The organism is Pedobacter sp. 05T44, from assembly GCF_056395985.1.
Window position 1 is genome coordinate 209111 of the sequence record NZ_JBFTKO010000009.1, and the last position, 26088, is coordinate 235198.

24 protein-coding genes and 1 pseudogene are annotated in these 26088 nt (G+C 36.9%); 10 read left to right on the top strand and 15 right to left on the bottom strand.

Features of this window, described 5'->3' with window-relative positions; genetic code table 11:
* Window positions 1-19 precede the first annotated feature (19 nt).
* From AC1DDK_RS15690 to ubiE, 9 genes are all read right to left on the bottom strand, one after another.
* On the bottom strand, window positions 20-760 hold the full coding sequence (locus AC1DDK_RS15690) for an isoprenyl transferase (RefSeq protein ID WP_288883585.1): 741 nt from the start codon (window positions 758-760) through the stop codon (window positions 20-22).
* A 19-nt stretch (window positions 761-779) separates the two neighbouring features.
* Entirely contained in the window at window positions 780-1595 is an 816-nt protein-coding gene (porG, locus tag AC1DDK_RS15695; protein WP_172661186.1) for a type IX secretion system protein PorG, read from the bottom strand.
* A gap of 1 nt (window position 1596) precedes the next feature.
* Window positions 1597-2478: an NAD kinase gene (locus tag AC1DDK_RS15700; protein ID WP_172661187.1), complete on the bottom strand. Its 882-nt coding sequence runs from the start codon at window positions 2476-2478 to the stop codon at window positions 1597-1599.
* A 45-nt stretch (window positions 2479-2523) separates the two neighbouring features.
* Complete coding sequence (locus AC1DDK_RS15705) at window positions 2524-3186, bottom strand: CBS domain-containing protein (protein ID WP_172661188.1); 663 nt, start codon at window positions 3184-3186, stop codon at window positions 2524-2526.
* Window positions 3186-3950: an alpha/beta fold hydrolase gene (locus tag AC1DDK_RS15710; protein ID WP_172661189.1), complete on the bottom strand. Its 765-nt coding sequence runs from the start codon at window positions 3948-3950 to the stop codon at window positions 3186-3188. The genes AC1DDK_RS15705 and AC1DDK_RS15710 overlap by 1 nt, the downstream gene beginning before the upstream one ends.
* Before the next feature lie 110 nt (window positions 3951-4060).
* On the bottom strand, window positions 4061-4507 hold the full coding sequence (locus AC1DDK_RS15715; protein ID WP_172661190.1) for a GatB/YqeY domain-containing protein: 447 nt from the start codon (window positions 4505-4507) through the stop codon (window positions 4061-4063).
* Window positions 4508-4526: 19 nt separating this feature from the next.
* Window positions 4527-5285 (bottom strand): SDR family NAD(P)-dependent oxidoreductase, encoded by a 759-nt coding sequence (locus tag AC1DDK_RS15720; protein ID WP_172661191.1) that lies wholly within the window; start codon window positions 5283-5285, stop codon window positions 4527-4529.
* A 51-nt stretch (window positions 5286-5336) separates the two neighbouring features.
* Entirely contained in the window at window positions 5337-6065 is a 729-nt protein-coding gene (gene porT, locus AC1DDK_RS15725; protein WP_172661192.1) for a type IX secretion/gliding motility protein PorT/SprT, read from the bottom strand.
* Window positions 6062-6793: a bifunctional demethylmenaquinone methyltransferase/2-methoxy-6-polyprenyl-1,4-benzoquinol methylase UbiE gene (gene ubiE / locus AC1DDK_RS15730; protein ID WP_172661193.1), complete on the bottom strand. Its 732-nt coding sequence runs from the start codon at window positions 6791-6793 to the stop codon at window positions 6062-6064. The genes porT and ubiE overlap by 4 nt, the downstream gene beginning before the upstream one ends.
* 52 nt (window positions 6794-6845) lie before the next feature.
* On the opposite strand from ubiE, the gene yihA reads away from it, so the two are divergent.
* From yihA to AC1DDK_RS15750, 4 genes are read left to right on the top strand one after another with little or no spacing between them, the layout of a single operon-like run.
* On the top strand, window positions 6846-7475 hold the full coding sequence (yihA, locus tag AC1DDK_RS15735; protein ID WP_048907239.1) for a ribosome biogenesis GTP-binding protein YihA/YsxC: 630 nt from the start codon (window positions 6846-6848) through the stop codon (window positions 7473-7475).
* A gap of 9 nt (window positions 7476-7484) precedes the next feature.
* Window positions 7485-8351 (top strand): UbiA-like polyprenyltransferase, encoded by an 867-nt coding sequence (locus tag AC1DDK_RS15740; protein ID WP_172661194.1) that lies wholly within the window; start codon window positions 7485-7487, stop codon window positions 8349-8351.
* 2 nt (window positions 8352-8353) lie between these two features.
* Window positions 8354-10069 (top strand): M3 family oligoendopeptidase, encoded by a 1716-nt coding sequence (locus tag AC1DDK_RS15745; protein WP_172661195.1) that lies wholly within the window; start codon window positions 8354-8356, stop codon window positions 10067-10069.
* Window positions 10070-10124: 55 nt separating this feature from the next.
* On the top strand, window positions 10125-12080 hold the full coding sequence (locus AC1DDK_RS15750) for an amino acid permease (RefSeq protein ID WP_337717356.1): 1956 nt from the start codon (window positions 10125-10127) through the stop codon (window positions 12078-12080).
* A gap of 272 nt (window positions 12081-12352) precedes the next feature.
* Here AC1DDK_RS15750 and AC1DDK_RS15755 read toward each other — a convergent pair whose 3' ends face one another.
* Entirely contained in the window at window positions 12353-14305 is a 1953-nt protein-coding gene (locus AC1DDK_RS15755) for a KUP/HAK/KT family potassium transporter (RefSeq protein WP_288883594.1), read from the bottom strand.
* 211 nt (window positions 14306-14516) lie between these two features.
* On the opposite strand from AC1DDK_RS15755, the gene AC1DDK_RS15760 reads away from it, so the two are divergent.
* The 4 genes from AC1DDK_RS15760 (at window position 14517) to bcp (ending at window position 17929) form a co-directional block, all read left to right on the top strand.
* Entirely contained in the window at window positions 14517-15038 is a 522-nt protein-coding gene (locus AC1DDK_RS15760) for a T9SS type A sorting domain-containing protein (RefSeq protein ID WP_246269574.1), read from the top strand.
* Between the two features lie 89 nt (window positions 15039-15127).
* Window positions 15128-15739: a fumarylacetoacetate hydrolase family protein gene (locus AC1DDK_RS15765; RefSeq protein ID WP_288883595.1), complete on the top strand. Its 612-nt coding sequence runs from the start codon at window positions 15128-15130 to the stop codon at window positions 15737-15739.
* 5 nt (window positions 15740-15744) lie between these two features.
* The gene (locus tag AC1DDK_RS15770; protein WP_337717354.1) at window positions 15745-17466 is read left to right on the top strand and encodes a M23 family metallopeptidase; all 1722 of its coding nucleotides are present in this window, start codon (window positions 15745-15747) and stop codon (window positions 17464-17466) included.
* Window positions 17467-17470: 4 nt separating this feature from the next.
* Window positions 17471-17929: a thioredoxin-dependent thiol peroxidase gene (gene bcp, locus AC1DDK_RS15775; protein ID WP_172661200.1), complete on the top strand. Its 459-nt coding sequence runs from the start codon at window positions 17471-17473 to the stop codon at window positions 17927-17929.
* On the opposite strand, the gene AC1DDK_RS15780 is transcribed toward bcp, so the two are convergent.
* From AC1DDK_RS15780 to AC1DDK_RS15795, 4 genes are all read right to left on the bottom strand, one after another.
* Window positions 17921-20005: a response regulator gene (locus tag AC1DDK_RS15780; RefSeq protein ID WP_337717352.1), complete on the bottom strand. Its 2085-nt coding sequence runs from the start codon at window positions 20003-20005 to the stop codon at window positions 17921-17923. The genes bcp and AC1DDK_RS15780 overlap by 9 nt on opposite strands.
* Before the next feature lie 195 nt (window positions 20006-20200).
* Window positions 20201-21478, bottom strand: a complete 1278-nt coding sequence (locus tag AC1DDK_RS15785; RefSeq protein WP_172661202.1) for a sugar MFS transporter — start codon at window positions 21476-21478, stop codon at window positions 20201-20203.
* Window positions 21479-21719: 241 nt separating this feature from the next.
* Entirely contained in the window at window positions 21720-22499 is a 780-nt protein-coding gene (locus tag AC1DDK_RS15790) for a DUF4974 domain-containing protein (RefSeq protein WP_337717350.1), read from the bottom strand.
* 62 nt (window positions 22500-22561) lie between these two features.
* Window positions 22562-24403, bottom strand: a complete 1842-nt coding sequence (locus AC1DDK_RS15795; protein WP_337717348.1) for an ABC transporter ATP-binding protein — start codon at window positions 24401-24403, stop codon at window positions 22562-22564.
* 290 nt (window positions 24404-24693) lie between these two features.
* On the opposite strand from AC1DDK_RS15795, the gene AC1DDK_RS15800 reads away from it, so the two are divergent.
* Window positions 24694-24876 carry a pirin family protein gene (locus AC1DDK_RS15800; RefSeq protein ID WP_262889297.1) on the top strand — a complete coding sequence of 61 codons (183 nt, stop codon included), beginning with the start codon at window positions 24694-24696 and terminating at the stop codon, window positions 24874-24876.
* A gap of 11 nt (window positions 24877-24887) precedes the next feature.
* Here AC1DDK_RS15800 and AC1DDK_RS15805 read toward each other — a convergent pair whose 3' ends face one another.
* Entirely contained in the window at window positions 24888-25439 is a 552-nt protein-coding gene (locus AC1DDK_RS15805) for an RNA polymerase sigma factor (RefSeq protein WP_337717346.1), read from the bottom strand.
* 318 nt (window positions 25440-25757) lie between these two features.
* Between AC1DDK_RS15805 and AC1DDK_RS15810 the strand changes: the two are divergent.
* Window positions 25758-26088: pseudogene (locus AC1DDK_RS15810) on the top strand (transketolase); the annotation flags it as partial.

Genomic DNA, 26088 nt, shown 5'->3' on the forward strand with positions numbered 1-26088 from the left:
AAAAGTGTTAAAAGTAAAATTAGTTCAATTGTTCACTAATTTTACCAAAGCGGCGTTCGCGTTTTTGATAGTCTACAATAGCCTCAAAAAGGTCTTCTCGCCTGAAGTCGGGCCATAGTGTTTCAGTAAAATAAAGTTCCGTATAAGCCATTTGCCATAACAGAAAATTACTCACTCTATGCTCGCCGCTTGTTCTGATCATGAGTTCAGGATCAGGGATGTTTACTGTTGTTAACTCAGCTGCAAAATTTTCTTCATTAATGTCTTCAATATTTAATTTCTGGTCTTTAACCTTCTGTGCCAGTTTCTTAGCGGCATCAATGATCTCCCATTTAGCACTATAGCTTAATGCCAATGTTAAAGTACAACGGGTATTTTTCGCTGTCTTTTCCATAGCACTGCGTAAGTCATCAATACATTTTTGGGGTAACGACGCAATGTCACCTATTGCATTTAACCGGATGTTATTTTTGTTAAGAGTAGCCGTTTCCTGATTGATTGTTGATATCAACAACTCCATCAAGGCATTAACTTCTTCAATAGGCCTGTTCCAGTTTTCTGTCGAAAAGGCGTAAACAGTTAAATATTTTATTCCTATATCAGCGCAACCCTCTACAATATCTTTTACAGACAGCACACCACTTTCATGACCGAAGTGTCTGAATTTACCCTGATTTTTTGCCCATCGCCCATTTCCATCCATGATGATGGCGATGTGCTCTGGTAAGCGTGTTACGTCGATTTGTTCTTTAAATCCCATTAATTTCCTGCAAATATGCCTAAAATGTATAACATTTTTGGGACACAAAGGTATAAGATATGCCAATACCTACAAACATATATGTATCTCTTTTTCTAAAATCTCCTCTTTGAGTGTATTGAAAATCAGTAGAAGTAGGATTTGAAGGGTTTGAAAGCAGTTTACTTATATCTCCATTTGGCTCGTTATTCCAATGCGCAATATTTGGATATAAGCCACTAACATCATCAAGATAATCAGTATATGCTGTTCTATAACCGATCTGACTAAATAACCCCCAGTTTTCTTTCAATTTTACTTTTACTCCTACTCCATAAGGAACCGTTAGTGCATAATTTCTGTAAGATACATTCTGTCCTTCTGTGTGATAATCTCTCAAATTATATTTTTTATCTTCCAATCCCACAACACCTGAGTATCTGGCGGTAGGATTATACAATACTCCTCCAATTCCTGTAAAAATATATGGCGAGAATCTTTTGGTGCCTCCTCCCGCAAAGTATTCAAAAAAATTGAAGTCTACCTGCAGACTCACCTCATTTAATGCGGTGCTGAAGTTAAGTCCCCTATTTCTGAAATGTTCATTATCCGATTTTGTATCATCCGCCTTTATCTTTCCATATGTATAATGGAGCCCAACTGCCCAATATGGATCTATATTTACTTTCACAAAAGCTCCTGCCGAGATTCCACTTATTTTTAGCGGCTTGTTTTGATTCAAATCTCCTAAATAACCTGCTCCACCAGCAACTGCACCCACCTCAAAAACCTGGGCTTTTGCACTGATTCCACAAAGAAACATTGCAAGAAAATAAACAAGTTGTTTCTTATCCATTCTAATAATTCCGGGTATCTATGCCCCAAAGCAATTTATTCCTTAAAGTTGTTAAATAGGTTTCGTTATTAAGCCTGATTAAATTTACATGAAAGCTGGCTTTATTCAGTATTATTTTGACAGACTTGTCCACTGTTTCTGTTCTTGAATCACAGGAAACTAAAAATTTGGAGCTTCTTGCCTCAATTTCAAAAGTTAACGACACATCGTCAGGAATAATCACCGGTCTTACATTCAAATTATGAGGTGCAATTGGCGTAATAACAAAGTTTTGTGAACTTGGATAAATAATCGGACCACCGCAGCTCAATGAATAAGCTGTGGAACCTGTTGGTGTAGCAATGATTAATCCATCTGCCCAATAAGAGTTAACGAACTCATTGTTCATATAAGCGTGAATAATCATCATGGCCGAGTTATCTCTTCTGTGAATCGTAATGTCATTCAATGCAAAGTTTTCATCACCAAACAATCCATGCTTAGAAGTTAGGCTCAACAAACTCCTTTTATCCAAGGTAAATTCTCGGTTGTGCAGTGCCTCAAAGGCTTTCTTTATTTCATCTTTATTAATACTTGCCAGAAAACCCAAACGGCCAAAATTAATTCCTATTACAGGAATTCCTGAGTCGCGGATTAATGATAAGGTATCCAACAGCGTTCCATCACCACCTAAGCTCAACAATACATCTGTTTCTCCCAGAAGATCGTCGTGACAGGTAAAAACCTGCATATTGGCTGGTAATTTGATTTTATCTTTTACAAAATCAAGGTATTTATCGTAAACCAGAATCGGGCTTTTATAACTGTCGAGAACATTAAATACTTCCTGCACATAAGGCAATACACTATTATTGAACTCTCTACCGTAAATTGCAATCTTCATTAATGTATTTTCATTTTGCGGTTATGGAATCTGTATAAACCCTGGTTATACATTTAAATAATTCATAAATGAATTAAATCTATCTTCTGTACCATTGTCAGATATGGTACTGTTAAATACTGCCTTCACCTGGTAATCGTAGCGTTCAAAAGAAGCTATTATTCCTGAAAGGTCAGTTTTATTAATTTTCAAAGTAACTTCTAATCTGGTAGAATCTGGGAAGGATTGCACATAAGATGAGAGGATCTGAGCATTATCTGCTTCAACAATCTGCGCCATATGTGACAACGAATTGTTCCTATTACTTATTTCCAAAACAATTATACCGCCGTATTCCTTTACCGCAAAGATATTTGAGGTGTACTCTAAAAGACTGTTTATTGATATCAGGCCTAAATAATTCTTTTTATAATCCAATACCGGAACTACCGATAAGTGTAGCTGATTAAACAACCTTATGATGTCATAAACGTGAACATCTTCAAATACAAATGGATTTAAGATGGAAAGTGATAAACTACCAATAGGCTGTTGAACATCTCTAACTTCAATTAACTCTTCCTCAGCAACTAATCCAAGAAACTGGGTTTCGTTAACAATTGGTAAATGATATAATTTGAACTCAGCCATTCTGTCCAAAGCTTTCTGAACCGAATCAGACGTCTTTAGCGGTGGTATTGAATTAGATATGAGTTCAGATGCAAACATTATTTAAGTAAAATTCTATTTAAAAACTTATCAAGATAATCATTAAAAACCTCTGGTCGCTCCATCATTGGTGCATGGCCACATAAATCTACCCAATTCAATTCTGAATTCGGCAAAAGTTGATGAAATTCTTCTGCAACTTCCGGTGGTGTTACTTTATCTTGCTTACCCCAGATTAAAGAAACAGGTATAGTTATACGGGAAAGGTCTTTAGACATATTATGACGAATAGCAGATTTTGCCAATGCCAGAATTCTAATTACTCTTGAACGATCGTTAACACTTTTATAAACTTCATCAACCAGTTCTTTTGTTGCGGTTGCCGGATCGAAGAAAGTAAATTCTACTTTTTCCTTAATGTAATCGTAACTCTCTCTTCTTGGGAATGATCCTCCAAAAGCATTTTCATATAATCCAGAACTGCCGGTCAATACAAGTGCCTTTACATGTTCCTGATGAGAAACTGTAAACACAAGACCAACATGGCCACCAAGTGAATTCCCTATCAAAACAACCTGCCCGAGTTTTTTGAATTTTATAAATCTGTGAATGTATTTAGATAAACTTTTTACCCCGAGTGTGAGTATTGGGAGCTCATAAATGGGCAAAATTGGCACAATGACATGATAATTTTCTTTAAAATGATCAATCACATCCTCCCAATTGCTTAGTTCTCCCATCAAACCATGAAGTAATACCAGGGTCTCACCTTTTCCAGCTTCTATATATTTAAACCCATCTTCTTCTATTACTTCGTATCTCATATTGAATATTTTGTAAGGTATGCTACTAAGTTAGTAGACTAAAATTAAATTAATGTAATTTTAAAACATTATTTTAAGAAAAAGGCTTAATGTGCTTAATGCAACACAATTTATGCCAATTGTGTTTTTACAATCTCTGCAATTAACTTACCATCGGCTTTACCTGCCAGTTCCTTATTGGCTAACCCCATTACCTTACCCATCTCCTTTACAGAATTCGCACCGGAGTTCTTAATAATTTGTGAAATCACCGCTTCAATTTCAGCTCTGTCTAGTTGTTTAGGCATAAAATTGCTGATTACCTCAATTTCTTCTTCTTCTACAGTACTCAAATCTTCTCTGCCTTGTTGTTTATAAATATCAGCCGACTCTTTACGCTGTTTAATTAATCTTTGTAAAATCTTAAGTTCAGCTTCTTCGGTAATTTCCTCTGATGATCCCTTCTCAGTTTTCGCCAATAACAAAGCTGCCTTTATTGCCCTTAAACCTCTAAGCCTTGCCTGGTCTTTTGCAAGCATTGCCTGTTTTATTTCCTGATCTATTGTATTAGCTATCATATGATTTTCTGTTAGTATTCTATTTTCTATTAATTATAGTACCTGTTGCCTGTGCTGTTGGCATTATCAACATGTCATTTATATTTACATGAGCAGGTCTGCTCACTACAAACCATATTGCTTCAGCTATATCCTTTGCGACAAGAGGTTCCAATCCATCATAAACCTTTTTTGCTCTACCCTCATCTCCTTTAAACCGAACCTTAGAGAATTCCGTTTCAACCATTCCGGGATTAATAGCGGTAACTTTTATGCCATGGGGCAACAAGTCGATTCTCATACTTTTATTTAAAGCATCTACTGCATGTTTAGTGGCACAATATACATTTCCGTTAGGGTAAACTTCTTTACCCGCGATAGAGCCAATATTTATAATATGACCAGATTTCCGGGCAATCATCCAGTTAGAAACTATACGTGTTGTATATAGCAAACCTTTAACATTAGTGTCGATCATAGTGTCCCAATCATCAATATTACCTTTATCTATTGGATCAAGCCCCTGACTTAAGCCGGCGTTATTAATTAATACATCTACTTTCTTCCATTGTTGTGGTAAAGTTTCTAAACGATAAGATAAATCTTCATTATCCCTTACATCTGCAACTATCTTTTTAACTTCAACGGCATATTTATCTTCCAGATGTTTAGATACCTCTGTTAAAAGCTGTTCTCTTCTGCCTAGTAAAATTAAGTTATAACCTTGAGCCGCAAACAAATGCGCACAAGCAGCCCCAATACCTGAAGTTGCTCCTGTAATTAATGCAATTTTTGACATCCCTGATTTTATTGATTATTAAGCAAAGCTATAATTTTTTTAGCAGTAGCATTACTCAAAAAATAAACTGAATGTCACATGACGCAGCATTAATTTATCAATTGGATAAGAATAGCGATTAGGTTCATCCTTTAAAACACTGTTGAAGGAGTAGGATAATTTAATCTCTGGCGACATTTTAAAATATTCGAAATAGAGGTCGAAACCCAATCCGGCTTCATATGAGAGATAGTTCCGTACATTATTTACCATCTTCTCTCCGGGGTCAGTTATATTCGCATTATTTGTCTTTTTCTTTGAAGAAATATCCATTGAATATTTAGCTCCTCCGATCATATAAGCTCTAAAATTATTCCTCCTATCTGATTTCAGCTTTATTCCAAGTGGGAACTCCACTAGCGTTGAGGATATCTTCCGTTCAACGTTATCTTTAAGTTCGTCATGGTGAAAAGTTAACACCCTATCATTAAACACCAGTATTGGTGTAAATCTTAGATCGGCATTTTCGATCAGTCGTTTATTTACGACAAATCCAATTCCAAAGCCCGGAGAGGAATCAGAGGATATTCCGGTTAATTTAGGCGGATCCAAATCTTCGGGAAGTATATTTTTAAATTCTCTCCAATCCGGTCTCTTTAGAATCTTATACTCTGATGAAAGATACTGAAATGTAAATCCGAAATGGAGATTGGAATCATCTACCCCACCTCCCCAATTTTGGGCTCTGGCTGACACACATGCGAATAAGCATAAAATAAGTAAGCCTGATTTTATTTTCATTTGGTCCCAGTATAAATTGCACTTATACCAAACGTAAGGCGTCTATCCCTGGTGTTTGTAAAACCAACCTTATTCATTAAACGTGTAAACTCCTCGCCATCCGGAAATGCTGCTACAGATTCCGGCAAATAGCAGTAAGCTCTATTGTCTTTAGAAAATAGCTTACCCAGCATTGGTGTCACATGTTTAAAGTAAAAATTATACCCCTGTTTAATCGGAAATTTTCTGGGTTTAGAAAACTCCAGTATAACAATTTTACCTCCTGGTTTCAAAACCCTGTACATATCTGCAAGTCCTTTCTCGAGATTTTCGTAATTCCTTACACCAAAAGCTACAGTTATTGCATCAAAATGATCATCGCCAAAGTGTAATCCTTCCGAATCCCCTGTCTGAACAGAAAAAACGTGCTGTAAATTTCTATCCTGAATTTTCTTACGCGCAACATCAAGCATGCCTTCAGAAATATCTACTCCAATTATTTTCTCAGGTGCTAAAATTTTTATTGCCTCAAAAGCAAAGTCACCTGTACCAGTTGCCACATCAAGCATGATGCGTGGTTTGATAGACTTAAGTTCCCTTATTGCCTTTTTACGCCATATAATATCAATACCTAAGGACATAAAGTGATTTAAAAAATCATAAGTTCCTGATATATTATTAAACATGCTGGCAACTTGTTCCTTCTTTGTTGCCGTTTCAGATTGGTATGGTGTGATGTTTTCGTTCATGGTACGCAGCAAAGATAAGTATTGTTGAAAACTAATTTTCTACCTTTGTCAAATGATTATAAAATCAGCAACATTTATTTGTAGTAATACAAAGGTTTCAGCGCTGCCTGTTGCCAATATGCCAGAGTATGCATTTATTGGACGTTCAAACGTTGGAAAATCCTCGTTAATCAACATGCTTGTTAATCAACATGGATTAGCAAAAACCTCACAAAGGCCAGGTAAAACCCAATTAATAAACCATTTCCTGATTAATGAGAAGTGGTATATTGTCGATTTACCAGGTTATGGCTACGCCAAAGTATCTAAAAGCAGTCGCGAGAATTGGGAAAAATTTATACGAAATTACATCACAAAGCGTGAGAGCTTACAATGTGTTTTTGTATTAATAGATAGCAGGCTTGAACCACAAAAAATAGATCTTGAATTTTGCTGCTGGATGGGAGAGATCCAAATTCCTTTTGCACTTGTGTTTACCAAAGCAGATAAACAAAGCGCGGTAAAGACCGATCAGAATGTTTCGGCATTTAAAAAAGCACTAAAAGGATGGTTTGAAGAAATCCCCCCATACTTTGTAACTTCTGCAGAGAAAAGCACCGGTAGAGATCAGGTTTTAGATTTTATCGATCAGGTTAACCTAGATTTTGTAATGCCCATTTTAACCCCTAAAGAAGATTTTTAATAAAAGTTAATGAAAAAGTATTTTTCACTGGTATTATTTGCCCACTCTATTTTTGCTTTGCCTTTTGCACTGATAGGCTTTTTTCTTGGGGTAACTACTACTCCAAATCCATTTAACTGGCTATTGCTGGCATTGGTATTACTGTGCATGGTTTTTGCTCGAAATGCAGCCATGGCCTTTAATAGGTACCTCGACAGAAACATAGATGCAAAAAATCCCCGCACTCAAATGAGGGACATTCCTGCAGGTAAAATATCTGCTAATGAAGCATTAATATTCGTAATTATTAACTGCGTTCTTTTTATTACCACTACCGCCTTCATTAACAGCCTTTGCTTTTATCTTTCGCCTGTGGCCCTCTTTGTAGTACTATTTTACAGTTACACAAAAAGATTTACAGCATTGTGCCATATGGTATTGGGCCTGGGGCTTTCACTTGCTCCCATTGGCGCCTACATTGCAGTAACAGGGGTATTCAACATTGTTCCTGTTCTTTATTCATTTGCCGTATTGTTTTGGGTTAGTGGATTTGATATCATATATGCTTTACAGGATGAAGATTTTGACAGAAATGAAAAACTACATTCTATCCCGGCAGCAATGGGAATCAAAAATGCCTTAAATCTTTCGGTAGTATTGCATGTCTTTTCCGCACTTTGCGTAATCCTACCGGTAATGTTTACTACATTCAGCTGGGTTTATTATGTAGGCGTAGCATTCTTTTGCTTTATGCTAACTTATCAGCACTTACTCGTAAAACCTAACGACATCAGTAAAGTAAATAAAGCATTCGCCACCACAAATGGTTTTGCTTCAGTGATATTTGCCATTTGTTTTTTAATTGATGCCTTCTTAAGAACCAATTTTAATTTCTAATTATGATTAACCTTACCATACCTAAAAAGAAAAGAATCTATATCCCTCAAAATCTGGAAATGAAATGGGACAATCTTGAACCCATACTTAATGAGCTATTGGCTCGTCCAATAGACAATGTAAATGATTTAGAACAATGGTTAAAGGACAAAAGTGAATTAGAAGCTGCTCTTGAAGAGGATTTTGCATGGCGATATATTAAAATGAGCTGTGATACTGGTAATGAGACCTTAGTAAAAGATTTCCAATATTTTGCTACCGAAATTGAACCTAAAATTTCGCCAATAGCGAATCAGCTTAACCAAAAATTTAACGATAGTCCGTTTATTGATGAACTGGACCATGATAAATATTTTGTCTACATCAGAGCAATCAGAAAAGCTTTAGAGATTTATCGCGAAGAAAATGTAGAACTCTTAACTAAACTTCAGGTAACTCAGCAAAAGTATCAGGCAATAACCGGGGCAATGAGCGTGATGATCAACGACAAGGAATATACACTGGAACAAGCAGCCAACTTTGTTAAAGATACGGATAGAAGTGTAAGACAACAGGCATGGGAAACCATACAACAACGTCGCCTCGTAAATAAGGATGAATTAAACATTTTGTTTGATGAGTTGATAGTTATGCGCCATCAGGTAGCAGTAAATGCTGGTTTCGAGAACTATCGAGATTATATGTTCCAGGCGCTTGGCCGTTTTGATTATACGCCGCAGGATTGTTACCATTTTCATGAAGCTATTGAAAAGCAAATTGTTCCCATCCTAAAGGAACAGGCGGAAAAAAGAGCTGAACTACTTGGAATTGATGAATTAAAGCCATGGGATATGGAGGTAAGCCCCACTGGAAAACCAGCTTTAAAACCATTTAAAAATGGAAAAGAGTTAATTGATAAAAGTATCGACTGCTTTAATGCCATTAACCCTAAATTGGGCCAGATGCTTTCCATTATGAAAGCTAACAACCTTTTTGATGTAGAAAGCAGAAAAGGAAAAGCACCAGGTGGTTATAACTATCCTCTTGCAGAAACCGGCGCACCTTTTATTTTCATGAACTCTGCCAATTCGCTAAGAGACCTAACTACTATGGTCCATGAAGGCGGCCATGCCATACATACCTTCCTTACTGCAAATCTGGAATTAAATGACTTTAAACACTGTCCTTCGGAGGTCGCAGAACTTGCTTCAATGAGCATGGAACTCATTTCAATGGATAACTGGAACATCTATTTTGATAATGAAGAGGATCTCATCAGGGCAAAAAAAGAGCAGCTTGCCGATGTGCTAAAAACTTTGCCATGGGTTGCTGTTATAGATCAGTTCCAACATTGGATCTATACCAATTCTGGTCATAATGCCGCTGACAGAGAGGAAGCCTTTAAGCAAATATATACACGTTTTGGTAGCGGATTTGCTAGCTGGGATGGCCTGGAACAAGAGTTCGGGAATATTTGGCAAAAACAACTGCATCTTTTCGAAGTCCCTTTTTATTATATTGAATATGCTATTGCACAATTAGGAGCAATAGCGATCTGGAAAAATTACAAGGAAAATCCTGAACAAGCATTGGAGCAATACCTTGCAGCACTATCATTAGGATATACCAAACCCATCAATGAAATTTACGAAACTGCGGGAATTAAATTTGATTTCAGCTTAAACTACATTGAGGAGCTGGCATCATTTGTAAAAGATGAATTGCATAAATTAGGCTAAGTTTACCACATAATATCTAAGTTTGAATATCAAAACCGAACCTAACCACTAATGTATGTTTGAAAAACTTTTCAGAAAAAAGTCAATAGCCAAAATATTGGAAGATGCAGAAAAAGGCTATGGTGATCACGGAGCTTCGCTCCATAAAACACTTGGTGTACGGGATTTAACGGCTTTCGGTATCGCCGCTATAATTGGGGCGGGCATTTTCAGTACAATTGGCAAAGCAAGTGCCGACGGTGGCCCTGCGGTAATATTCCTTTTTATATTTACTGCCATTGCTTGTAGTTTTGCTGCTTTTGCATATGCAGAATTTGCCTCAATGGTTCCTGTATCTGGAAGCGCATATACCTATTCATATGTTGCGTTTGGTGAACTGGTAGCCTGGATCATTGGATGGTCGCTCATTATGGAGTATGCTATTGGAAACATAACTGTTGCTATATCCTGGTCCGATTATTTTACCGGACTCCTCTCCTCCATACGAATACCTGCATTTGGCATAAATGGCATTCACCTGCCTGATTGGACTACAATGGACTATCTGACCGCATATAATGGTCATGCACATGCTGAAGCACTTGTGAACGCAGGAAAAAACTACGCAAATCTGGATGACGCAACAAGAATAGCAAACAATGCCTGGATAACAGCCCCACAAATTGGGGGCTTTCATCTTGTAGCGGACTTACCCGCTCTGGGTATTATCATTTTTATTACCTGGCTGGTATACAGAGGAATGAAAGAATCTAGAAATGCAAGTAATGCAATGGTTATTGTAAAACTAGCAGTTATTTTACTAGTACTTGCAGTAGGTGTTTTTTATGTTGACACTGGTAATTGGGATCCCTTTGCTCCCAATGGAGTATCAGGAGTATTAAAGGGAGTATCAGCAGTTTTTTTTGCATACATAGGCTTTGACGCCATTTCTACGACTGCCGAGGAATGCAGAAATCCCCAAAGAGACTTACCAAGGGGAATGATGTGGGCGATTATCATTTGTACAATTCTATATGTAGCAATTGCACTTGTGCTTACAGGGATCGTTAACTTCAAATTACTTGCCGTTGGCGACCCACTTGCATTTGTCTTTGACCAGATAGATTTGAAGCTAATGAGTGGAATAATAGCCGTAAGCGCAGTATTTGCTATGGCAAGCGTACTTTTGGTGTTTCAAATGGGTCAGCCAAGAATATGGATGAGCATGAGCCGCGATGGCCTGCTTCCGAAATCATTTTCAAAGATCCACCCTAAATACCACACCCCATCTTTTGCTACCATCGTAGTGGGCTTTGTGGTGGCAATTCCTTCACTTTTCATGAACCTTACCATTGTAACAGATCTTTGCTCTATTGGTACATTGTTTGCATTTGTGCTGGTATGTGCGGGAGTTCTTGTTTTACAAAACAAGCCAGATATTCAAAGAGGGAAATTCAGAATTCCATATATGAATTCTAAATTCATTGTTCCTCTCTTATTCATCGGTACATTATTTTTTGGTTTTAGCTTTTACAAAAAAGAAACTATCTCGTTTATTTTCAATACCCCAAGAATATATGATCCTGTAAGTTTTATTACCGCTTTAAATGAAAATGAGCTCGGCATAGTTAAAAAAGAAATAGCAATTGCTCAAACTAAAGCTAATCTTATTGAGAAGAACACAGATTCAGAAGCGTATTTAAATCAGCTATCCTCCAAACAGTATGAGCAGTTCATAAACAATTCACAGCTAGCCCTGGAAAAGAAGTATGAAAGTGGGTGGAAACTCTTTAAACACAAAATCCCTATGTGGATTTTCTTTTTTATCTGCCTCGTAATTATTTACTACTGCATTACTAAAAATCTTTCTCTTATTCCTGTTTTGGGCTTAATAAGTTGTCTCTATATGATGTGTGAATTGGGTATATCCAATTGGATAGGATTCGGGATCTGGTTGATTGTCGGTCTATTTGTCTATTTCTTATATGGCTTTAAGCACAGCAAACTCAGACTTAAAGAAAACAACATATAAATAAAAAAGGCTGCAATTGCAGCCTTTTTTAATACCCTTACTCTCTTAAACTGTAGAAAATATTGCCCAACGATACAATATTTTCAAAATAAAAAAATATTTATTAAAAATAATTCCACAATTTGAGAATATATCTCTACATTTATAATTGTAAAAAACAAATGGTATTCAAGGACTTGATTACCATTTAAATTGCCCTCCTAATTATCCCTATAATTGTCTGGTTGGAAGGCCGACAATAGAGGCTCCTCCCCGGAGCCTTTTTTGTGCAATTAAACCGGAAGCCTGTTAAGCTCTATATCATCAGGAGTTACAAAGATTAATGGAACTTTCTCTACATCCACGTAACTTGAGTCAAGGCCAAAACTTCGCTCTTCGGATAAGCTCAAACGCTTCAACACAAAGTAGTAGTCCATTATTGAGCGCTCATAGAAACTCAGTTTAGAAAACTTAGATAGATGTTTTTCTAAGAGTACAAATCTAAAGTCACCAGCAATCTTATGTTTATTTAAAGACGTATACTGGCTTGTAATATCAACCTCACCATTTTTCACCAGATCTTCAATCACTTTTCGGTATAAAAGATTAACTCTTTGTTCCACCCTAAATCCGAGCTTAAAATCAATACGGATAAGCTTTCCCGGAATCAGGAATTCTACTTTATAATCCCGGGTAAATGGTTCATCAACAACGTCAACATGCACGAGCCAATAAACATCAGCTCGCTTGGGTTCTTTCTGGATAATTGAGTAAATAATCTTTGATTCTATTTCTGTTTTAAAATTGGCACTGGTAAGGTATACCAATTGGGAAGAATATTTTGGAACGGAAATATCACTACTTAGTTCACTTATTATCTCAAAATAATCCTCTATTTCAACATATTTAACAAACCGGTTTTTTATCTTCCTGGCAACATACCAACTCCACATTACAGTAAACAACGCAGATCCAATCAATACCGTTACCCAACCTCCATGGAAAAACTTCGCCATATTTCCTATCAGGAAGGTAAGTTCGAGTAAAATATAAATTACTAAAAAAGTTCCAATTACATATATCGGAACCTTTTTACGCTTCATATAAGCTGCAATCAATATCGTAGTAGAAAGAAAGGTTAGGTTTATAGCCAAACCATAAGCGCCTTCCATTGCCCCTGAGCTTTTAAATATCAATACAATTCCGATACAGCCCGCCCAAAGAATCCAGTTAATAGAAGGAACATAAATCTGTCCCTTTTGATTACTTGGATAATTGATTCTAACTTTTGGCCAAAGATTTAACCTTACTGCTTCAGATATTAAAGTAAAAGAACCAGTAATCATCGCCTGACTGGCAATCACCGCTGCGCAAGTTGCAAGTGCAACCATAAACAACAGATATTCGGATGGTACTATTTCAAAGAAGGGATTCAAAGTGGTGTTGTAATTGCCATGTTGCAACACCCAAACACCTTGTCCAAGGTAATTAAAAATCAAGGTTGTTTTTACAAAAACCCAACTAACGCGAATGTTTTTTCTTCCGCAATGCCCCATGTCTGAATACAATGCCTCGGCTCCTGTAGTACATAAAAACACCCCTCCTAATATTAATAAAGCCATCGGATTATTCACCAACAGTTCATAAGCGTAATATGGATTTAATGCTCTTAGAATACTTAAATCCTGCACAACATAAAGAAGACCTAATAATCCAAGTGTGCTAAACCACAGAAACATAACTGGACCAAATAGCTTTCCTACCAAATCAGTCCCGAATTGTTGTATTACAAACAATGCAGTAATGATAGCAAGAACTATAGGAATTACCGATACAGAAGGAAATTTCAATTGCAAGCCTTCAACAGCAGAGGTAACTGTTATACTTGGCGTAATGATACCATCAGCCAACAAAGCACAACCACCTATGATTGCAGGAATAACAAGCCACTTTGCATTTTTACGAACAAGGGAGTATAAAGAAAAAATACCACCCTCACCCTTATTATCCGCTTTTAATGTAATAACAACATACTTTACAGTAGTCTGCAAGGTTAAAGTCCATATGATACAAGACAAAGCACCAAGCACAAGATTTACATCAACATTTTGCCCACCATTAACCACTGAATTAAAAATGGCTTTTAAGGTATAGAGAGGAGAAGTTCCAATATCACCGTATACGATCCCTAAACTTACAAGTAAACCTCCTGCGGTGAGCGCACTTAAATTCTTTTGACTCGACACTTATCTTATTTTGTTTTGGTGGGTAAAATTACAGTAATTCTTATGTAAATGCATTGTTTTCTGATTTTTTTGAACCCCAACATGTGGTATTTACGCCACAACTTTAGGGTCTCCAAACGTTAATACTTGTTAAATATTGTTAAATATTTTTTTATTGAACAAAATGATTGATTTTTTTGTTTTATTATTTATATTTTTGGCAATACCAAACATGAGCAAGAAACACAGAATAGCGCTTCTCTTTCATATCTCCTGCATAATTTGCATGGGTGTCTTTGGCAGCGTTAATGTTTTTGCGCAAAAGTCTGACAGTACAATAAACAGTGCCAGGGCAAAGAGAATTAACAAAACACCACAAATCAAGGTCAACATACCAACGTACAAGCCCAAATACAACTTAGGATTTATACAATATAATGATGTGATCTCTAATGCAAAAGTTGTTCCAACCACTCAAACTAAACAAGATAAAATCCTTACTGTTTTAAAAGTTTATCCTAATCCTGTTGACGATCAGGTAAATTTAATGCTAAGACTTGATCGTGAGTCAAATCTTTCTGTTAAAATTATGGATTTGCTGGGCAATGAAGTTGTAACGCTTTCAAATGAGCGCATTTCCTCTGGGGAACAAACCAAAAGCTATACTATCCCCAATCGTTTAAATCCAGGTATCTATTTTTTAAAAATAGTAGCAGGGTCTGAAACAGTAGTAAAACGCATTTCAGTTTTATAGTCAACATTTAATCAATCTTCCTAATTGTTTCGTCTGTATAGAATGTATAATTTAGCAGCGGTTAGTGTTATTCACAAAACATAATACAAATGAAGGTAATCGCTATAGGCCGTAATTACGCCGCGCATATTAAAGAGCTAAATAACCCAACGCCGGAAAATCCGGTTATATTTCTAAAACCAGATACCGCAGTATTAAAAGACAACAAACCTTTTTATATACCAGATTTTTCTTCAGACATACACTACGAACTTGAAGTGGTTTTGAAAATTTGTAAAGAAGGCAAACATATTTCTGAAAAGTTCGCTCCCAATTATTATGAGGAAATGGGCCTCGGCATAGATTTTACTGCGCGAGATATCCAGACGCTACATAAAGAGAAAGGTTTACCCTGGGAGTTAGCCAAAGCTTTCGACAATTCTGCTGTCATAAGTACTTTTGTTCCTAAAACCCAATTCACAAACATATATGACCTCGACTTCGAGCTAAAAATCAACAATGAGACCAGGCAAATTGGCAATACTAAAAATATGCTCTTCCCGTTTGAGAGAATAATTGCCTTTGTATCTAAATACATTACATTAAAAAAAGGTGATCTTATTTTTACCGGTACGCCGGAAGGCGTTGGTAAAGTTCTGCCAGGTGATAAATTAGAGGCGTGGTTAGCGGGTCAGCAACTACTTAATTTCGATATAAAATAGCATTGATGATTAAACTGAACTTAACACTAATACTTGTTGCTCTTTCAGTAGTATGCTTAAAAGGACAACAAGTATTCAGCGGCAACAAATACCCACTAGTGGATTTCAGGGCTCCTCTAGACATTACACCACCGGCTCTGGCCGGCTCATTTGGAGAATTAAGGGCTAACCACTTTCATTCTGGCATGGACTATCGGACCAATCAACGAGAAGGCTACCCCGTATATGCCATTGCAGATGGATATATCTCCAGGCTTCGGGTACAGAACAGCGGCTTCGGCCTTGCCCTTTACATTAATCATCCAAATGGTTACACTTCTGTTTATGGCCATCTTCAACGCTTTAGCCCTAAAATAGCACAACAAGTAAAAACCATTCAATATCAAAAGAAGAGTTATGAAGTCGACTCCTTTCCTAACTCACTGCTTATACCAGTGCACAAGGGAGATGTTATTGCTTATTCTGGCAATACAGGAAGCTCGGGTGGCCCTCACCTTCATTTTGAGATCAGAGACACTAAAACAGAAGCTACAATCAATCCGCAGCTATTTGGTCTAGAAATACCAGACAACATCCCCCCTGTGCTTTATTCCATGTATGTTTATCGTTTAAATAAGAAACCATTTAACGAATTTACACCTAAACAATACTTTCAGATTAGTGGAGCCCCCGGCAATTACCACCTTAACAAAGTAACCACAATCAATTTAAGCGGTGAGGTTGGCTTTGGTATTGTTGCCACCGACAAACACAACGGTGCTTCGGGAACAAATGGTGTTTATTCTATTCAGCTCGAGATAGATGGCAAACCTATTTATACTTCGGCTCTTGAAAAATTTCAGTTTGATAATAGCAGGGGAATCAACTCGCATATAGATTATCCAACGTTTATAAACACTAAAAGAAATATTCAGAAAAGTTTTGTTGATCCAGGCAATCCTTTAAATATCTACAGCAATCTGATAAATAATGGCCGGGTAGAATTCACTGACGGCAAGCTACATCAGGTAAAGTATATTATATCAGACGCAACGGGCAATAAAAGTGTTCTGTCATTCAATGTGCAGGCCGATGAAAAAGCTATAATAAACAGCCCTGAGCCCTCTGCAGGTACTCATTATTCATATGCTACGCTCAATGAATTTAACAACCCAGATGTAAAGGTAATCCTTCCAAAGGGCACGCTCTATAATGATCTTAACCTTATATACAAGACCTTACCAAAACCGTTAACAAATGCATTCTCGAATATACATCAGATTCATAACCCTTTAACTCCATTGCATTCGGGATTTGAAATATGGATTAAAGCAGACAGTTCAATTAACAAGTACAAAGAAAAGGCCCTTATCGTAAGTACTTCAAGATCGTCACAAGGCGGATATTATGAAAATGGATATGTAAAAGCCAAACCACGCACCTTTGGAAGCTTCTTTATAGCCATAGACACTATTCCACCAAGCATAATCCCCTTAAATATATCAGATGGGAAAAGCATGGCTGGAATAAGTAAAATGTCATTCAAAATCAGAGATAACTTATCCGGAATTAAGAGCTTTAATGGCTATATTGACGGAAGATGGGTATTAATGGAGTTTGACACCAAAACAGCTTCTTTATGGCATACATTTGATGACACTACGCCTCCGGGCAAACATATGCTGGAGGTGATTGTTTCAGATATGAAAGACAACATCAAAAATTATTCAATTTCTTTTTATAAATAGCATTATGAGTGAATTAAAAGAAGGCCAAAAGGCCCCGAATTTTACTGCGAAAGACCAAGATGGCAACAATGTTTCCTTATCACAATTTATCGGAAAAAAAGTAGTACTCTACTTTTATCCTAAAGATGACACCCCAGGTTGTACTGCAGAAGCGTGTGATTTCAGAGACAATTATCAGGGACTAACAGCCAAAGGAATTGTAGTATTGGGCGTAAGTGTTGATGACGAAAAATCACACCAAAAATTTGTTACAAAACACAGCTTGCCATTTACACTCCTTGCTGATACTGATCAAAAAATTGTTGAAGCTTACGGTGTTTGGGGCGAAAAAAATATGTATGGAAAGAAATATATGGGAACCCATAGAACTACTTTCCTTATTGATGAAACTGGCCTCATCTCGCACATCATAAAAAAGGTAGATACTAAGAATTCAACTGCACAGGTTTTAGAGTTACTTTAGTACAGACTTTTCATCTTTATGCTTACTTCCAACAAGATGCTGAATCTTTAAATTTAGTTCATCCGAACTAAAAGGTTTAGAAACATAGTCATTCATTCCAATTGCCAGGCACTTCTCGAGCTCTCCCTGTATGGTATGGGCCGTCATAGCCACAATTGGAATACCTGCTTTTTCTGCGCCCATCCGGCGTATGTATTTAGTGGCCTCATATCCGTCCATTTCCGGCATTTGCAGATCCATTAAAATAATATCAAAATCCTCGCTCTTATATTTTTCTATACCTATTTTCCCATTTTGAGCAATTGTGGTTTCGTATCCTCTCTTTTGCAATACCTTGATAACCAAAAGCTGATTAATTGGATTATCTTCAACAATCAGCACTTTGATTCCCCTTCCAGGCTCTTCTCCAGTATCAGGTCCGGCAGGAATATGGTTATCCTTTTCACGATCATTTATTTTCACAAAAGGCATTCTGAAATAAAACACAGACCCGTCTCCCGGGGTACTTTCCAAGAATATTTTTCCATTCTGTAGTTCAACCAGTCGTTTAACCATACTCAATCCTAAACCAACCCCCCCAAACTTACGTGAAGTTCCACTTGTACCCTGCTCAAACAACTCAAATATTTTCTGTTGCTTTTCGATTGGGATTCCAATCCCTGTATCTTTAATCCTGAACTCAATAATCACATTCTCCTTGGTTTCTTCTATAAGATCTGCAGAAATAACCACCTCGCCTTTTTCTGTAAATTTTATGGCATTGGATACCAGGTTCACAAAAATTTGAGAGAGCCGGATAGAATCCCCAATAAAAATATTTGGTACTCTTGTTCCTATAGAATAGCTTAAACCAATTTTCTTAAACTTGGCATTAGATTCCACATAAAGACAAGCATCTTTAATTACATCCCTAACTTTTAACGGTTGTTTAATAAAATCAACATCCTCATTACCAAGCCCGGAAAAATCCAAAATGTCATTTAATATCCTCATTAAATGATCGGCAGATTTTATAATCATCTCAATTGCCTCAAGATGTTCTTTATCAACCAGGGACTCTCTAATATAGCTCGCAAACCCTTGAATACCGTTCATAGGAGTCCTTATTTCATGGCTCATATTTACAAGGAAAACGTGCTTGGCTTTCTCAGAAGATTGAGCTCTATGCCGCTCAGTTACAAGTTTAGCTTCCGTAACCTTTGATTCTGCTACTTTATGTTCCAAGGTCTCAATCATTTCATTAAATGCATTAGCTACCCTTCCAATTTCATCATTTGCAAAAATCTTTACGCGGGTGTCAAGTTGCCCTTTCTTTACAAGTTCGGCACCCTCTACGATAACATCCAGGCCTTTTTTAATACTTTTGTTTATAGATATGGCAATAACAATGCTAGTTGTACCAATGGTTATCGAAAGCGCCAGAACCAATTTAAGCACCATACTTTCTAACCATCTTGCGCCTTCTCCAAGTGTATAAGAAAACCCATCTTCTAAAATGGTAAGCTCAGTATTAAGTCTTTCAATTTCGTTTAGCAAAATCTTTATCTTTTCCTTATCTATCTTTGGAGCCGTAATCAACGCATGAAGTTCCTCACCAATCGTAAGAAGCTCATCTAAAACCGGCTCAGCTTTTTGCCATGCAACAAAGGCTTTATTCAAGTAATACACCTTACTAAATCTCTTGGTGAGGCCAATCATATTATCAATATCGGCTGGATGATTTCTGCCTTGCAAAAAACCCGCTCTTACTGCCTCCAGATCAGGATTTGCCTTTCCCATTTCTATTCTGGCAATTTTATCACCAAAAGGAACCTTTAGAAATTCTTTAAAAGCGTGATAATTCTTTTCATCATAAGTGTAGCCATACTCCCTGAGGTTCAGAATAGCATTCTTCTGCGATTTGGACCATAGTCCTTCCCCACCGACGTAAGATCTAACTGCTGACAGTGTCGTAATTGAGAACCATAAAGTGCACAACTCTACTATAACCAAAAAAGTGATTATACCAATGGTAAAATATAGTTTTCTGGATATAGATATATCATTGAGCTTCTTTCGTAACAAGGAAATAAGCATAACTAGAATTTTAATCAAATGTAAAACCCTAATTTTTTACATTTTTTTTAAAAATAATCCTTTTAACCTGAACAAGGCACCTATTTGCCTCATTCATTTTGTTCAAAAAACAGCCTATTTCCATTGTCATAAATGAATAAACACAAAAAAAAGGCTATCTTTTCGGACAGCCTTTTTCTTCTTTATACTTTATTCTTAAGATTTAATCTTATGTCCGTATACGGCAAAGAACCATATATATAAATAACAAGGTAGCACACTCACAAAGAAGGCAAGCTGGAAATGCATATGTGCATAATCCTTAAGGTAGCCATAAATCAATGGCCAGATCGCTCCACCTGCAATACCCATAATCATGATTGCCGATCCGGTTTTAGTAAACTTTCCTAATCCTTTAATGCCCAAAGGGAAAATAGCAGGCCACATTAATGAATTTGCCAGCCCCAAAAGTCCAACAAAAATTACTGAATAGTAACCGGTGGTTACATAAGCGGCACAGATAAATATTACACCCAAAATTGCACAGATTTTTAATGCAGCCTGTTGACTGATGTACTTAGGAATAGCGATAATCCCTATCACATAGCCAACCAGCATACTGGTTAATGTAAGTGTTGTAAAGTACTTGCTAATGTCGGCACTGATCCCTAAAGCTTTACCATACACTCCAATTATATCGCCAGCCATAACCTCCGCAGCCACGTAAACAAAAATACAGAAGGCTCCTAAAAATAAATGTGGAAATTGGAAAATTGAAGTCTTTGTCGATTTTACATCATCACCTTCAATTACCTCTTCCTTATCTACATCCACTTCAGGCAGGTGAGAGTATTTAATGAACAATGCAAAAGCAGTAAATACAATTGCTAAAACAATGTAAGGTGTATAAACGCGACCTAAAACCTCGGCTAAAAGGGCTTCTTTTTCAGCAAGGGTAGTTGCTGCATCATTAATTTTGGCTTCAATACCAGACGCATTTTTAAGAAACAAGGTACCCATAATAATAGGTACAATAATGCCGGCAAATTTATTACATAACCCCATTATACTTATGCGTTTCGCCGCACTTTCTATCGGACCTATAATACTAATATATGGATTTGAAGCAGTTTGCAACAAAGATAGAGCAGCACCTTGGATAAATATACCTGTGAGGAACAGACCAAAACTTCTTGAACTTGCAGCCGGGATAAAGATTAAAGAACCGAAAGCCAAAATAAGCAATCCAATAATGATACCATTTCTAAAGCCCAGTTTTTTAAGAATCCATGATGATGGCAATGCTAAAAAGAAATAAGCAATATAAGAAGCAAATGTTACCAGAAAGGCTTCAAAGTCAGTTTTCAAACCACAAGCCAGTTTCAGAAAGGGTATTAATGTGCTGTTGGCCCATGTTACAAAGCCAAAAATGAAAAACAGAGCCCCAATAGTTACAATGGGCGAAATTACAGTCGATTTTGTTTGGTTGGTCATAATTAGGTTTAGGTTTTGTTTACTGTTTTTGTTTTTTTGTTAAAAAATTTTTGACTTTACTCTCTAAAAGTATAAAAATATACAATAAGTTACTAGCATAGCCATTCATTAAACCAAAGTATGCTATTTACACTTAATATTTGCTCATTTTGTTTGCGCAAACGTTTGTGTATCCTATCAATTACCATGTTATTAAAAAGTTGTGGTGCTATTTAGGCAGGACAGCCAAATTGGGGAAAAACTATCGATACCGAAGTTCAACCATGATCCTTCTGCCTTCAATCTTAAATTTAGCGGGACCGGTTCTTTCGAGCTTATTGAGTAATGAATAGATATTACTGAACCTGTAGGTGGAGCCGGTGTATAAGGTTTTACCAATATTGCAATCGGCATATATTACATCTACATCATACCAGCTTTCAATCCTTTTCATGAGAGATTCAAGAGTTTCATTCTTGATGGTAAAGAAACCTTGTTTCCAGGTTATCGCTTCTTTTATATTTATATTATAAACATGGGCATTCTTATCAACAAGGGCTGAATGCGGGCTTGGTTTTAAAATCAAGGATTGATCGTTGGCTCTTAATATTTTAGATCGGGGCAATAAATTGGCTTGCGAATCATTACTTTCAATTACGCTTTTATTATTAAGGTAAATAAAAAAGCCTGTAGAAAGTGCTAAAAGAATAATGGCGGTGGCTCCATATTTTAAGAATTCATAATCCCATTTCTTTGTCAATTCAGGTTTTGGAGAAATATATACTTGATCTTCAGTAGGTATACGATCGCCATATTTTTCCATAAAGTTTGCAAATGCCGCAGGTGCGCTTGTAAAACTTCGCATCTCCATTAGTTCAGCTTGTCTATAAGACGGATCCGTCAGCTGATCAAACAAAATCTTGTTTGTCTTGCTTTCAGATATCCATATCTCCAAATCACGCTCATCAATTGCGTTCAGCTCCCCTCTAATCTGCTTACCTATGATGGACACTATTCTTTTAATTTGCTCTTCTGATTGCATCCTTTTTCGATTGATGCTATTATTACGATGCGAAAACTCAATCGTACTAATCAAATCTTTTTTTACCTATATCCCATTGCCTGCAGATCAAACAATTCAGCATACCTTCCTTTCTTAAGGATCAATTCTTCATGACTGCCGATTTCTATCAATTGACCCTTCTCTAGTACAAGTATTCTATCGGCCATGCGCACAGTAGAAAATCGGTGAGAGATCAGTACAGCAGATTTCCCTTTTGTTAATTCCGCAAAACGTTGAAAAACCTCATATTCAGCCCTCGCATCAAGGGCCGCTGTTGGCTCATCAAGAATTAAGAGTTGTGCATCCTTCATATACGCTCTGGCCAGAGCTACTTTTTGCCACTCTCCACCAGACAACTCTACTCCTTGAGAAAAGCGTTTACCAAGCATCTGATCGTAATGAAAAGGGAGCTTTTCTGCCAGTACATCTGCTAAGCTTTGTTTTGCTGAATTTTCTATCAGAGCTCTATTATCCTGTTCTTGTATATTTCCAACTGCAATATTTTGTGCAAACGTCATTTGGTAACGGAGATAATCCTGAAATATAATACCAACGTTCATCCGCAATTCGTCCAGGTCATATTCTTTTAAATTCACCCCATCTAGCAATATCCTACCCTCTGTTGGGTCATAAAGCCTTGCCAGTAACTTAACCAATGTAGTTTTGCCAGAGCCGTTCTCTCCTACCAATGCAAGCTTCTCATCAGGATGAAGTGTAAAGCTTAAATGGCGGTTAGCCCAACGTTCTGAATGTGCATATTGAAACCCGACATCTTCAAACTTAAAACCTTGTCTAATGGGATTCGGGAAAGGCTTAGCCTGTGGCAAATTTCGGATTTTAGGCTGGATTTCAAAAAACTCAAAGAAATCACTAAGATAAATAGCTCCCTGAGAAACTGCTGTAAAACGTAACAACACTCCTTCAATTAACGAGCGCATCTGTCTGAACGAGCCTGCCATAAATGTAAGTTCACCAATAGTAATACTTCCACTAATGGTTCTATATATAATATATACATAAGCAAGATAATATCCTGTACTTCCTAAAAAGGCAAAAAAGGTGCCCCATACCGAGCGTTGTAAAGACAATTGTTTATTCTCTGTATAAAACCTTTCTGAAAGTGTTTTAAAACGGCTAATGATAAAACCGGAAAGATTAAATACCTTAACTTCTTTTGCCGTTTCGTCGCTAGCACCCAGATAGCGAACATAATCAAGTTCTCTTCGTTCAGGTGTTCTCTTTCTTGAAAGGGCATAACTCTGATCATTAAAATATGATTCACCCAAAAATGCAGGGAGAATAGTAACCAATAATACAACTATGAGCCATGGATTAAAGGCAACTAATCCTACTGCAAGAAATCCCATGGTAATCAGGTCCTGGATCTGACTCATTACCTGCGATAATAGCACAGTACGGCCCACCGTTTGCTGCCTTGCCCGCTCCAGTTTATCATAAAAGATCGAATCTTCAAACTGGTCTAAATCTAAAGTTGCGGCGTGGTTCATGATCCTTACTGACGTATAATTGGAAAACAAATCACCCAATAAACCATCCATCAAATTAATAGCACGGCTCAGAATATCAGTTAGTATAGCTAATCCAAACTCCAACGCCACCAGTTTCCACAGATATTCTTGCGAATGGCTGGTTCCGTCATTGCTTAAGTGCACTACTTCATCAATGATATGCTTACCTACCCAAAGGATAGCGAGAGGCATAATTGATCTTGCAATTCGCAGGGCAAAATTGCCTATCGTCATCCATCTGCTGGTTTGCCATACCAGTTCAAAAAACTCTGGCAAATTCCTGAACGCGGCTATCCGCTCTTTAAAAGTTAAAGATTTGATGTTTAAATCTGCAGTCGCTTTTTTAGGATTCAAATGGCATTAAATTTTCACTAAATTAGAAAAAGGAAGTCAATTAAGGTCTTTTATAACAGGAAATCCTCATAATAGTTTAGTTCTAAGCCACCCCTTTTAACCTGCTCCGCATAACTTTCTCCGATTGGGAGTATAATATGACTCAGTTGTATCTTTCTATTTTGAACAGATCTGAGCCGAAATAAAGGAATAATATAACTTCTGTGAATTCGCCTAAATTACTGTTCTGGGATGAACTCTAGTATCTTTTTTAAAGACATTAATGTTAAAACAGGCTTATCATTAGTCAAATGAATCTTTATGTAATCCTCCATACTCTCAATATATCTGGGGCTTTTGAAATTAATGGTCGGTTAATGCACGCGAGAGATGGATTGGCTCTTTGGGATGTAAATTCAATTGAAATAGAAGCTTTAAGTGCCGAAGCGACCTATTCTGCCTTGAATTATTTAATTAGACGCTTCCAAAAGTAACATAAAAAGTACTATACAAGCCTGCCTCTTAGAATGGAGACACCCCTGGTTTTCTGATTTTTAACCGTTTGAACAGAAAGTCCAAGCTTTTCTGCAATCTCTTCGTTACGAAGCCCCTCAATATAACTCATAGAAACAATTCTACTACATTGTTCTGGCAAACCATTAATTTCGAGGTAAATATCCCTTAAAACCTCGGAACGAATCATTTCATAAATAAAATCTGGTTCCTGATCTCCAATCCGCATCGCAAAATTCAATTGCCTTTCTTTAGCATGATTATTCTTGCTAAGATGGTCCATACAGGTACGCTTGGTAACCATATACAAATACGATCTCAAATGCTCTGAACAACTGATATGATGATTGCATTTCCAAAGTTTCTCAAAAACCTCTTCAACGATGTCCTCGGCTTCCTGCACATCAAACACATACTTGTTCGCAAAATAACATAGAGAAGAAAAATATTTCTTAAATACGTGGCCAAAGGCCCGCTCGTCCCCCTCACCGAGTTTAACGAAAAGATCTGATTCACTCCAATATTTTAATTGGTTGGCATGCATCTATTTCTTTGTTTGGTATGCAACTAACATAAATATAAACAAATATTTTCTAAATGTTAAAAAATTATTTTTCAATTGTCGGCATAGTTTAATATTACACCCTTTCAGTTTAGATCAACAAAAAACAATTTACTAGTAGCTAAAACAGGTATTTTCTGACCTGCGTTTTTTTGCCATGTCTTTTAATATTCCTTTTTATTATTATCTGAGTATTTTTTAAAATATAAGCCCTATAATTGGAATATTTATTTTAACTGTGCGCATGAATGCTTGCGCAGTTTTAGTTAAGTTTGTCATATTAATCAACAACCCCAATTAATGAAACATACAATCAAAGAATTAGAAGATATTGCTTCTCAGGTAAGAAGGGATATTGTTAGAATGGTACACGGCTGCCAATCTGGTCACCCGGGAGGGTCTCTAGGCTGTGCAGATTTCTTTACCGCACTGTATTTCGAGGTAATGAACCACTCTACTGATTTTACAATGGATGGAAAAGGCGAAGATTTGTTTTTCCTTTCTAACGGACACATTTCACCAGTTTTCTACAGCGTTCTGGCCAGGTCGGGATATTTCGACATTAGTGAACTGGCAACTTTCAGAAAATTAAATTCAAGGTTACAAGGTCACCCCACAACTCACGAAGGAC

Excerpts from the sequence above, each read along its gene's own strand:
- AC1DDK_RS15690 (WP_288883585.1), bottom strand. The coding sequence starts at position 760 with ATGGGATTTAAAGAACAAATCGACGTAACACGCTTACCAGAGCACATC.
- porG (WP_172661186.1), bottom strand. The coding sequence starts at position 1,595 with ATGGATAAGAAACAACTTGTTTATTTTCTTGCAATGTTTCTTTGTGGA.
- AC1DDK_RS15700 (WP_172661187.1), bottom strand. The coding sequence starts at position 2,478 with ATGAAGATTGCAATTTACGGTAGAGAGTTCAATAATAGTGTATTGCCT.
- AC1DDK_RS15705 (WP_172661188.1), bottom strand. The coding sequence starts at position 3,186 with ATGTTTGCATCTGAACTCATATCTAATTCAATACCACCGCTAAAGACG.
- AC1DDK_RS15710 (WP_172661189.1), bottom strand. The coding sequence starts at position 3,950 with ATGAGATACGAAGTAATAGAAGAAGATGGGTTTAAATATATAGAAGCT.
- AC1DDK_RS15715 (WP_172661190.1), bottom strand. The coding sequence starts at position 4,507 with ATGATAGCTAATACAATAGATCAGGAAATAAAACAGGCAATGCTTGCA.
- AC1DDK_RS15720 (WP_172661191.1), bottom strand. The coding sequence starts at position 5,285 with ATGTCAAAAATTGCATTAATTACAGGAGCAACTTCAGGTATTGGGGCT.
- porT (WP_172661192.1), bottom strand. The coding sequence starts at position 6,065 with ATGAAAATAAAATCAGGCTTACTTATTTTATGCTTATTCGCATGTGTG.
- ubiE (WP_172661193.1), bottom strand. The coding sequence starts at position 6,793 with ATGAACGAAAACATCACACCATACCAATCTGAAACGGCAACAAAGAAG.
- yihA (WP_048907239.1), top strand. The coding sequence starts at position 6,846 with ATGATTATAAAATCAGCAACATTTATTTGTAGTAATACAAAGGTTTCA.
- AC1DDK_RS15740 (WP_172661194.1), top strand. The coding sequence starts at position 7,485 with ATGAAAAAGTATTTTTCACTGGTATTATTTGCCCACTCTATTTTTGCT.
- AC1DDK_RS15745 (WP_172661195.1), top strand. The coding sequence starts at position 8,354 with ATGATTAACCTTACCATACCTAAAAAGAAAAGAATCTATATCCCTCAA.
- AC1DDK_RS15750 (WP_337717356.1), top strand. The coding sequence starts at position 10,125 with ATGTTTGAAAAACTTTTCAGAAAAAAGTCAATAGCCAAAATATTGGAA.
- AC1DDK_RS15760 (WP_246269574.1), top strand. The coding sequence starts at position 14,517 with ATGAGCAAGAAACACAGAATAGCGCTTCTCTTTCATATCTCCTGCATA.
- AC1DDK_RS15765 (WP_288883595.1), top strand. The coding sequence starts at position 15,128 with ATGAAGGTAATCGCTATAGGCCGTAATTACGCCGCGCATATTAAAGAG.
- AC1DDK_RS15770 (WP_337717354.1), top strand. The coding sequence starts at position 15,745 with ATGATTAAACTGAACTTAACACTAATACTTGTTGCTCTTTCAGTAGTA.
- bcp (WP_172661200.1), top strand. The coding sequence starts at position 17,471 with ATGAGTGAATTAAAAGAAGGCCAAAAGGCCCCGAATTTTACTGCGAAA.
- AC1DDK_RS15780 (WP_337717352.1), bottom strand. The coding sequence starts at position 20,005 with ATGCTTATTTCCTTGTTACGAAAGAAGCTCAATGATATATCTATATCC.
- AC1DDK_RS15785 (WP_172661202.1), bottom strand. The coding sequence starts at position 21,478 with ATGACCAACCAAACAAAATCGACTGTAATTTCGCCCATTGTAACTATT.
- AC1DDK_RS15790 (WP_337717350.1), bottom strand. The coding sequence starts at position 22,499 with ATGCAATCAGAAGAGCAAATTAAAAGAATAGTGTCCATCATAGGTAAG.
- AC1DDK_RS15800 (WP_262889297.1), top strand. The coding sequence starts at position 24,694 with ATGAATCTTTATGTAATCCTCCATACTCTCAATATATCTGGGGCTTTT.
- AC1DDK_RS15805 (WP_337717346.1), bottom strand. The coding sequence starts at position 25,439 with ATGCATGCCAACCAATTAAAATATTGGAGTGAATCAGATCTTTTCGTT.